The sequence below is a fragment of the Chryseobacterium sp. BGARF1 genome, assembly GCF_001677955.1.
Classification (GTDB): domain Bacteria; phylum Bacteroidota; class Bacteroidia; order Flavobacteriales; family Weeksellaceae; genus Chryseobacterium.
Map to the genome: position 1 here is coordinate 1 of NZ_LELA01000036.1, position 9,372 is coordinate 9,372.

General features: G+C 33.0%; 12 protein-coding genes and 1 pseudogene. 8 read left to right on the forward strand and 5 right to left on the reverse strand.

Annotated features, from left to right (window positions below):
• Nucleotides 1-60: 60 nt before the first annotated feature.
• A complete protein-coding gene (locus AB671_RS23045; RefSeq protein ID WP_157444151.1) occupies nt 61-237 on the forward strand; it encodes a YopT-type cysteine protease domain-containing protein in 177 nt (58 codons plus the stop codon).
• 387 nt (nt 238-624) lie between these two features.
• Here the strand turns inward: AB671_RS23045 and AB671_RS22745 are convergent, their stop codons facing one another.
• Together AB671_RS22745 and AB671_RS22750 are read right to left on the reverse strand one after the other, a co-directional pair.
• The gene (locus tag AB671_RS22745) at nt 625-1,206 is read right to left on the reverse strand and encodes a transposase (protein ID WP_228390901.1); all 582 of its coding nucleotides are present in this window, start codon (nt 1,204-1,206) and stop codon (nt 625-627) included.
• On the reverse strand, nt 1,200-1,634 hold the full coding sequence (locus AB671_RS22750; RefSeq protein WP_228390899.1) for a transposase: 435 nt from the start codon (nt 1,632-1,634) through the stop codon (nt 1,200-1,202). Before AB671_RS22750 ends, AB671_RS22745 begins: the two co-directional genes overlap by 7 nt.
• A gap of 293 nt (nt 1,635-1,927) precedes the next feature.
• Here AB671_RS22750 and AB671_RS06490 point away from each other — a divergent pair, with 293 nt between their 5' ends.
• From AB671_RS06490 to AB671_RS06500, 3 genes are all read left to right on the forward strand, one after another.
• On the forward strand, nt 1,928-2,362 hold the full coding sequence (locus tag AB671_RS06490; RefSeq protein WP_066676685.1) for a transposase: 435 nt from the start codon (nt 1,928-1,930) through the stop codon (nt 2,360-2,362).
• 65 nt (nt 2,363-2,427) lie between these two features.
• Entirely contained in the window at nt 2,428-2,853 is a 426-nt protein-coding gene (locus AB671_RS06495; RefSeq protein WP_066676687.1) for a hypothetical protein, read from the forward strand.
• Between the two features lie 128 nt (nt 2,854-2,981).
• Complete coding sequence (locus AB671_RS06500) at nt 2,982-3,380, forward strand: hypothetical protein (RefSeq protein ID WP_157444152.1); 399 nt, start codon at nt 2,982-2,984, stop codon at nt 3,378-3,380.
• A 135-nt stretch (nt 3,381-3,515) separates the two neighbouring features.
• Here the strand turns inward: AB671_RS06500 and AB671_RS06505 are convergent, their stop codons facing one another.
• The 3 genes from AB671_RS06505 to AB671_RS22910 are packed head-to-tail and all read right to left on the reverse strand — an operon-like array spanning nt 3,516 to nt 6,977.
• Nucleotides 3,516-5,777: a glycosyltransferase gene (locus tag AB671_RS06505; RefSeq protein ID WP_082987249.1), complete on the reverse strand. Its 2,262-nt coding sequence runs from the start codon at nt 5,775-5,777 to the stop codon at nt 3,516-3,518.
• 39 nt (nt 5,778-5,816) lie between these two features.
• The gene (locus AB671_RS06510) at nt 5,817-6,845 is read right to left on the reverse strand and encodes a pesticidal protein Cry7Aa (protein WP_066676691.1); all 1,029 of its coding nucleotides are present in this window, start codon (nt 6,843-6,845) and stop codon (nt 5,817-5,819) included.
• Nucleotides 6,846-6,977, reverse strand: a complete 132-nt coding sequence (locus AB671_RS22910; RefSeq protein ID WP_262484053.1) for a hypothetical protein — start codon at nt 6,975-6,977, stop codon at nt 6,846-6,848. It lies immediately after the preceding gene.
• Nucleotides 6,978-7,143: 166 nt separating this feature from the next.
• Here AB671_RS22910 and AB671_RS06515 point away from each other — a divergent pair, with 166 nt between their 5' ends.
• The 4 genes and pseudogenes from AB671_RS06515 to AB671_RS22925 all read left to right on the forward strand — a co-directional run bounded on the left by AB671_RS06515 (nt 7,144) and on the right by AB671_RS22925 (nt 9,368).
• Nucleotides 7,144-7,704, forward strand: a complete 561-nt coding sequence (locus AB671_RS06515) for a helix-turn-helix domain-containing protein (protein WP_228390900.1) — start codon at nt 7,144-7,146, stop codon at nt 7,702-7,704.
• A gap of 419 nt (nt 7,705-8,123) precedes the next feature.
• A complete protein-coding gene (locus AB671_RS22915; RefSeq protein ID WP_082987250.1) occupies nt 8,124-8,384 on the forward strand; it encodes a transposase in 261 nt (86 codons plus the stop codon).
• Nucleotides 8,385-8,461: 77 nt separating this feature from the next.
• Nucleotides 8,462-9,157, forward strand: a pseudogene (locus AB671_RS22920) (IS3 family transposase).
• Nucleotides 9,138-9,368, forward strand: coding sequence for an IS3 family transposase (locus AB671_RS22925; protein WP_262484055.1), 231 nt, complete (start codon nt 9,138-9,140; stop codon nt 9,366-9,368). The pseudogene AB671_RS22920 and the gene AB671_RS22925 overlap by 20 nt, the downstream one beginning before the upstream one ends.
• The last annotated feature ends 4 nt before the right edge of the window (nt 9,369-9,372 follow it).

Consider the following 9,372-nt stretch of genomic DNA (forward strand, 5'->3'; position numbering starts at 1 on the left):
TGAACTTCTGAAAATTTACTGTTTTTCATAGTCTTCCAAATTTAAAAACTATATTTTTAAATGATACGGTTTTTGGGGAAGATTACAAAAGAAGTTAAAAAAATTTATTTTTTTGATCCTAATTATGGAGTTGCTTCCTTTGAAAATCTAAGCGAATTTGATCAAAAAATAACTGAACATATCGTAAAAAATTATAAGGATTACGATAAATTGGAAATGTTAGACGTTAAATTATAAAATCATCTTTTGTATATTGTTCTGAAACATTAATTGATTAATATGCATTTTATTGAAATTTTGTAATATTAGAATTATATATTTATATTAAGGATAATTAATATTATAAAAGGATGCTTCACAGCGTCCTTTTCTTTTTATAAATCTATTATATCTTATTCCCCTCACACCATTTTCTTGCGTTAACTAAAGCAAGACCGTTGCATAACCATCAGCGACCAATATTTCGTTTATTTTTTTGAAATATTTAGACATTGATTTTAAATTGAACTGCTATTTTTTGGTTTTTTAGACATTACTAATGGTTTAATGAAGCTTATTTTTTGGTTTTTAGAGTATTAAGCATAACTATGGCTGGACTTCGGTGTAAATTATAAGCCATCGCTTCTAATAAATTTTGCGTGTGCATCTCGAAATCCCCTTATAGCGTGCAACTCCTCCAGAAAACCATCGTTTGATACTTCCAAATGTACGCTCTACTTTATAACGAATCTTACCACACAATTTGTTGAACCTTTTTTCACTCTCGGTTAAAGGTTTGTTCTTTTTTTCCTTCTTTAGAATCCTGTTTTTAAGTAACTTAGACTGCAATAGAGTTTCATTTTTTGCAGACTGATAGCCTTTGTCTCCGTATAAAAATATGTTTTTCTGCAAATCCGCCATACCTAATACTTCCTCCAAATTTGCAATCTCATTCACATTGGCTGGTGTAGTCAAAAGGCCTAAAACCAAGCCGTTTTCGTCCGTTACGTGATGTTTTTTGTACCCATAACGAAGCTTTCCTCCTTTTTTTATCCAAGCCCCATCGCTGTCAACGCTACTTTTTGTTCTTATCTGCTGTTGTTTTTCAGAGGATTCTTTTTCCAAATCCGCTGCATCTGGCTCATCTTCTTTTCTATCCTGAGCTACTTCGTATGTTATTTTTCCTTTGGGCTTTAAGGGGGTGTCAATAACGGATGCATCTATAATAGCTCCACTTTTTTTTTTATGTTGTGTTTTGAGAGTTGTTTGTTGAGTTCTTTTAAAAGTTTTTCATAGGCATTATTTCGAGTCATGATGCTTCTAAATCGGCTTAAAGTACTGTGATCTGGCGCACTTTGCTCTAATGTTAATCCACAGAATTTGCTAAAAGAAATTGAGTCATTGATGCGGTCTTCTACTTCATAATCGCTCAATCCATACCATGTCTGTAAAAGACTCATCTTAAAAAGCAAAAGCCCGTCATAGCTAGGAGTTCCAACCGCGCTGTTGCCTTTAGTATAGTACTTATTGATGATATTGGTAAGTAATCTCCAATTGATAAGAATATCCATCTGATCAAAAAATGTAGATTTTATTTTTCTAATTCTCAAATCGCAGATAACATCTGCCATACTAGGGGCTTTATCTATTTTCATACCTTAAATATACACGCAAACAAAATAACAACCTAATATACAATCGATTATATTCTTAAAGTTTAAAATTATTCATTGGAGTACGGTGCAACGGTCTTAAAGCTTCTAACCAAGGGGATACCTCATCTTGACGTCCTGCTGGGTAGTTAGCCCAATTCCATTGGAAAGTAGAACGCTTAATGTGTCGTATTGTTATCAAGTGACGACAAAATAAAAAACTCCCCTCAATCGAGGGGAGTTTCTATTTATAAATTGTCTAGTCCTGAAATAGCGATACAAAAAAAAGAATCGTTATGAAAGAAGAATTAGAAAAGCTTTATGTAAAGCGCACGCAGAAAGATTACAGTCTAAGTTTGAAACTTCAGATTGTAAAAGAAATTGAATCGGGTAAATTAGGAATTACCGAATGTCGTAAAAAATATGCGATACAATCTCGCTCCACTATCGTCACTTGGCTCAGAAAATATGGTAACTTTGATTGGGACAATCAAACACCAAATGCTATGCAAAAAACACCTGAACAAAGAATTATGGAATTGGAAGCTGAAGTAAAATTGCTCGAAAAACAAAAAGCAGTACTAGAAAGACAAGCCTACATTGCCGATAAAAAAGCAATTTTCTTCGATATGATGATTAATCTTGCAGAGAGTGAATATCAGATTGACATCCGAAAAAACTCCGCATCCGCACAATCAGCAACTTCCGCAGAACAGAAAAAGAAACCTTAGTTTTCACCTGTGGATTGTCCGGATTGGATAGACAAGTCTATTATCGAAGTTTGAAACGCAGCACAATGAGAACCGACAAAGCCCAGCAAGTAGTGGCTTTGGTTGAAGAAAAGCGCATCATACAACCCAAGATAGGTGGCAAGAAACTGTATTTTATGCTAAAGAAACTTCTCAAATCATTGCATATTGGTAGAGATAAGTTCTTTGATATTTTACGGGCTAATCATTTACTGATTGTTCCCAAGAGAAGTTATCACGTCACAACCAACTCTCATCATCGCTTTAGAAAGCATAAAAACATGATATTGGATTATCAAATCACCAAACCTAATCAAGTTTGGGTAGCAATCAACCATTTATTCTTCATTTCACAAAGTGCGAACTTTCTCATTTTAGCTTGGTCAACCAATTATAAATCCTATTTTAGTATTTTAAATTCTTATTTTGCGTTATCTGTCTTTAATGTAGAACTGAAAAATGCTGAATCGTAGATTTTTTGCTCTCGCTTCAGAGGTTAACATCAAGGTTTTATGCTTAATTTTTACTGGACGCTAAATTGGTATATCTAACTGATGGAAATACAAAATATGAACAAACAAAATGCCCATAATATAATAATATGAAATCATTATTAATTATTTTATCTGTTTTATCTTCTGTGCTATTATCATCCCAAGAACTTGATAGTGAAGGTAAAAAACAGATTTTAAAAGTAAAGCAATCTTCTAAATTATATGAAGGCTTGAGCTTAAATAAATTTTTGGATAGTATACCTGATGTTAAAATGTTAAGAATTATTCCTAACTATCCATTGAATAATTCCAGTACGTTTATATTTGGATTTACGGATAATAAGACTTTTAGCAGAGCTGAAAAAAAGGATAGGGTTACCATTGTTGTTAATGCCAGTAACCTAAATAATAAGAATATTTCTCCGGGGCTTTTTAAGTGGGATGCTGACAAGAGTGAAGTGAAAAGAAGGTTTGGAGAATTAAAAGTTGTATCTATTTCTCAATAGATAATAGCCGTTATCTTTAAGTTAAAATATAATATAAAAAAATAGAGGAGCTGAAATAGTTTTTCTATTTTTTTATAAGCCTGTGATAACTTTCCAAAGTTATCACAGGCTCTAAGTATATAATGACCTTAATTTTTAAAGACTAAGCCTTGCCATTAGATAACTAACTGTAGATTCTGCACCCTGATTGAGATTTACATTTCTCTCCTCAAGTCCGTCATAACAGCCTCCTGTTGCAGGGTTATAAACGATTTGATTCAAGTGATTTTTTCCTAAAAACCAATTGAATGAGTTAATCATCATTTGTAAATATTTTTCGTCATCAAAAACTTTGTAAAATGTAGATAATGCCAAAACAGTATAAGCAACATCAATAGGCTGTTCTCCACCAATTGGAGTGTCGTTTTTAGTGTTTTCTTTTTGCATCCAGCCTTTATTGGAAACCACTTTTATATTATCATCAATCATAATTTTAGATAGCAAAAACTGGAAAGATTCTTCCGCAATTTGTTTGTAAAGTTCATCTTTGGTTGAGGTCCAAGCACAGAGTAAAGCTTCCGGCAATAGGCTGTTGCCGTAGGTCAGATAACTTTCAAACCAATGCCAATCGTCTTTTGCTTCGTGTTGATACATTTTTGCCAGACGGTTCGCTAATTCTTTTAATAATGGAAAGTTTTTTTCTGAATTTTGATAGTATAATCCTTTTATTATAAAAGCTATTGCTCTTGTAGAATGGATTTTTTCTGCCCAGATAAGATTTTTTTGAATGATATTCTCTGCAGTCTCAGATAATTCCGGGGATAAAATTTCTTTTAATGAAATTAAATAACCTAAAGCCCAGATTGCTCTGCCGTTTGAATCATCCAGATTGGTTTCGTAATTCTGTTGTGTAAACTGTTTGTGCTCGTCGACGTAATTCAGAAAACTTCCGTCTTTTTGCTGGCAAAATTTAATAAAGTTTAAATAAATTGAAATTAATTGCAAGTCTGCTTTGTCTCTACTGACTTCAAAATGCCTGCAAATAGCAATCATCCCCCGCGCATTATCATCCAGTGTGTAACCTGAATTAATATCCGGCTTACTGATCTTTGAAAACTGGATCATCCCGAGATCTGTCGTCATATTTTGAATATGTCCAAGATTGATTTCCGGTAGAGTATAATTGAGGTTTGTTTTATTATTTCTAAATTTCTGGAATAACAAAGCGTGTAAAATAGATGAATTTTCCCACGCTGTCGGAGCCATTTTTTCCAGTGATTTCAAACGTAGTTCCTCCCGTTTGCTTTCATTTTCTAATAATGTGTTTACAGCAATAGACAACTGCTCCGGAGCTTCAAAATCAATAATAATTCCCGTATCTTCCTTTAAAACTTCCAGAGCGTGTGGAATTGGAGTAGAGACAATGGCGCATCCGCTGCTTATCGCATAGGAAAATGTGCCGCTCACTGCCTGGTTTCTGTCTTTTGACGTGAAAAGGTAAACGTCGGTAAGCTGCAGATATTCTAGTAATTCTGGAAGTGGCAGATAATCATTGATAAAGCGGATGTTGTTTTCCAGATGAAGTTTACAAGTGAGATTTTCTAAAAAATCACGATATTTTTCGCCTTCGTGCCTTACTATTGCAGGATGTGTTTTGCCAAGAATTAAAAAAATTACATCAGGATTTTTAGCAATGATCTCCGGTAAGGCTTTCAGTGTGGTTTCAATATTTTTTCCAGAACCTAATAATCCGAAAGTTGAAAGAACTTTTTTGTTTTCAAGATTATACTTTTCTTTCAAAGCAATTTTGTCTGTGAAGGGCAGAAGATGCGTTCCGTGAGGGATTATCGTAATTTTATCGAAAGGAATTTCATAATCATTCGAGAGAATGTCCGCAGAAATACTGGTCATTACAATAAGAGATTTTGCAAAACCGGCAATCTCTTTCACCTTTTCCTTTAGCTCTTTACCCGGTTTTGGCAAAACAGTGTGAAAAGTAATAATAACATCTTTTTTTAAGTTCTTGAGAAAAAGAAACAAACCATTTCGGGTTTCATTAAAAAAGCCGAATTCATGCTGGAGCATCACTAGCTCAACAGTATCGTTTTTATTGATCTTTGCAGCCAATTCCAAATAAGAAACAGCATCTGAGATATTTAATTTATACTCAGTATATTCATTATACTCATAGTTTTCCTCTTCTGTTTCTAGCGGACAAATAATCGCATTGATGGATTCTCCGAATTTCGAATGAAGAGATTTTATAAGATCTTGTGTATAAGTGGCAATTCCGCATACTTTTGGAGGAAAAGTGCTTACAAAGACAATGTTGGCTTTATTATAGGTTTTGTGTTTTTTATCATTATAAAATCGTCTAATTGCTTTATCCTCCACGTCTGAATTAATATTTTTATTCATTTTTAATTTCTTTTTTTAACCTTATCTGCCAGTTCATCTTTATACTGCATACATCATCAGTTCTTTCAATAATTTTGAAATACTGAGTGATGCCACACCTATCCTTTCGTCTGCAGCTCCATAATAAATGTACAGTCTGTCATTTTCTATAATGGTTCCTGTCGGGAAACAGACATTGTTAACTTCACCTCTTAATTCCCATTCTTCTTCCGGTTTGAAAAGCGGATAAGGAAGTCTGGAAATTTCTTTTTCTGGATTTTCGAGGTCCAATAAAGCAGCACAGGCATTATAAACATATCCGTTAACAGTATCATAAACACCGTGATAAATCATCAGCCAGCCATATTCTGTTTCTATTGGCGGGCATCCACCTCCAATATAGCTTGATTCGTGATCATATTTTGGAGATAAAAGAATATGGTCTTTAAAATGAAAAAAGTAATCCTGCCAGAAATCAGAATTTAAATCTTCGATATTTTTTACGCTGACAATCTGGATTTCAGGTCTTATTCTGTGAAGAAAATAAAACTTTTCGTTTATTTTTCTTGGGAAGAAAATAAGATTTTTATCCCATAAAAAGATGGAGTCACTGTCAGTGTGATTAATCTGAAATTCGTTGTATCTTTTATATTTTTCAGGAATTATTCCCTCTGATTCCGATAAAAACTTAAACTCTTCATAGGAAATTTTCGGAACAATAATTCCTTCATTTTTCCAGGATTTAAGGTCTTTTGAAGTCTTTAAAGTTCCTAAAGCATTGATGCCGTCATAACTGGTATAGGTGAGATAAAATAAATCATCTATTTTTACAATTCGAGGATCTTCTACACCGTTTTTTTCATATTCATATCCAGGAATAATGATCGGTGAATCTGATCGTTTTTCTACCGTAAGCGGATCTGACAATACACAATGTCCAATAGATGAAAAATTACCTTTGGCAACAGCGCGGTAAAATAAATATATTTTGCCATCTTCCTTAATAATCGCCGGATTTAAAACTCCTTCGTTCTCAAAACTTAAGTCGGTTTTTCTGAGTATTATTCCTTGTTTCGTTATTTCTACCATTTAGGTTGTTGCGTTGCGACTTTCATTTTCTTTTTCCTTCCTTTTGTTTTGTTTATCCTCTCGCTTCTCTTTTAAGGATTTTGCTGCTGGTGTTTTATCTGTTTTTTTCTTTGTATCCTTTTCTTTTGACATTTTAAAATATTTTTATTGTATGTAAAGGTCATCTATAAAAAAAAGAAAGGTTTGTAATAGTCTTTCAATTTGTTACATAAATCATAGATATTAAAATTTAAAGGACTAACTTTGAAAGAGTGGCTGTTGACATATTGATTGACGGGCTTAAATACAGTAAAGGATCATGAAGTTATATATAAAATATATGGTAAGCCTGCGCTGTAAAATGGTGGTTCATCAGGAACTAGAAAAACTCAATATCAGGAATGCTGTAGTAGATCTAGGTCTTGTAGAAATATTGGATAATATTACTATTGAACAGCGACTGTTGTTGAAGAAAAATCTCCTCAAAACCGGACTTGAATTACTGGATGACAAAAAAAGCATTCTGATTGAAAAAATTAAAAACGCAGTCACAGAAATGATTCATTATTCAGAATCTCTTCCGGAAGGAAATTTCTCAGATTATATCAGTGAAAAACTCGGTTATGACTATACTTACCTTGCCAATACCTTTTCTGAAGTAAAAGGAATGACTTTGCAGCAATTTATAATTATTAATAAAGTAGAAAAGGTTAAAGAGCTTCTTTTGTATGATGAACTTAATCTTACCGAGATCTCTTATAAACTCAATTACAGCAGTGTAGCACACCTTTCCAACCAATTTAAAAAAATAACTGGACTTTCTCCTTCTTTCTATAGACAGTTGAAGCAAAAACGGCTGAAAAATTTAGAGGACTTATAAAAAGTGTGATATATGTAAGTCTCTTCCAGAAATATATAGCATTTTTATCCCATTAAAGTAGCATCTTTGAATGGAAATAAATTATAGCTAAAAACCATGAAAAAGTTATTCTAATCCTTAATAACGATCAGTTTTCAGAAAGGATTTTATCAAAATCCAAGAAATAGTACATATGTTTTAAAGGCTTTGGTAGAAAAAGGGGCAGGAGCTTTTAAGTCCCTGTCTTTTTTTATTTGAAAATAATTGGATGTGCCATTCTAATATGATAAATATGAAACCAATTGATACTTTAAGACCGTTGCAAGGTACTCCAATGAATAATTTTAAACTTTAAGAATATAATCGATTGTATATTAGGTTGTGGATGTACTAATTTAGTGTCCAGTTAAAGTTAAGCATAAAACCTTAATTTTAACCTTATGAAACGAGAGAGAAAAATCTACGATCCTGCTTTTAAAACCAAAGCCGTTGAGCTAAGCAAAGAACGAACTAATATATCAGAACTGGCAAGGGAACGGGGAATCGCAGTCACGCTACTTTACAAATGGCGAAAAGAATTTGAAGAATTCGTGGAAGGAAGCTTTCCGGGGAACGGGAATTTAAAATTAACCCCTGAACAAGAAAAGATTCACGAGCTGGAAAAAAGCTTAAAGATGCGGAGCTGGAACGCGATATATTAAAAAAAGCAATCGGCATCTTTTAGTTCATTTTCTTATTAAGGTATTCATGAATGCTGTAGCATTTCCAAGAGCGGTCGATGAAATATGAATTCATAAAAAATAATGAATCTATATTCCCGATTGAAAAAATATGTCAGGTTTTAAAGCTAAGTTCCAGTGGATATTACAAATGGAAAAATAGACCGAGTAGCAAAAGATTGCTTTTGAAAGAAAAAACAAAAAAGCCAATCACTTCAATTTATTTCTCATCAAAACAACGCTACGGAAGTCCAAGAATTACTTTTGAATTGAATTCTTTAGGCTACAAAATCTCCAGAATAACTGTTGCAAAATATATGAAAGAGCTGGGTTTGAGAAGTAAATTGAGCAATAAATTTAAAGTAACTACAAATTCTAAACACAATTATTTGGTGGTAGAAAATGTGTTGGACAGGAATTTTATTGTCGAGAAACCTGCGCAAGTTTGGGTTTCCGATATTACTTACATTCAAACTAAAGAAGGATTTTTGTATTTGACGACAATGATTGATTTATATGATAGGAAAATCATTGGATGGAGCCTGAGCAGCGGAATGAGTACCGAAGAGACAAGCCTTGCAGTCTGGAAAATGGCTATCAAAAACCGGAAAATAATTGATTAATTAATTTTTCACAGCGACAGAGGCGTTCAATATGCAAGTAAAAAATTTGCGAATACCCTTAAATTTTATGGTGTTACAAGAAGTATGAGTCGTAGAGGAAATTGTTGGGATAATGCAGTGGCTGAAACCTAACGGAGTGGTTCGACGAAGTCAAAGTTTTTTCAAATCATTAAAAACGGAGCTCATTTATGGAAACAAGCTCATTACAAAAGAAAAAATGGAGCTGGAAATATTTGAATACATTGAAATCTGGTACAATAAAAAAAGAAGGCACAGTACTCTAAATTACCAAACAATAGAAGAATTTAACAATCAAAACAAAATTTATCAAAATGTAGCTTAACTTA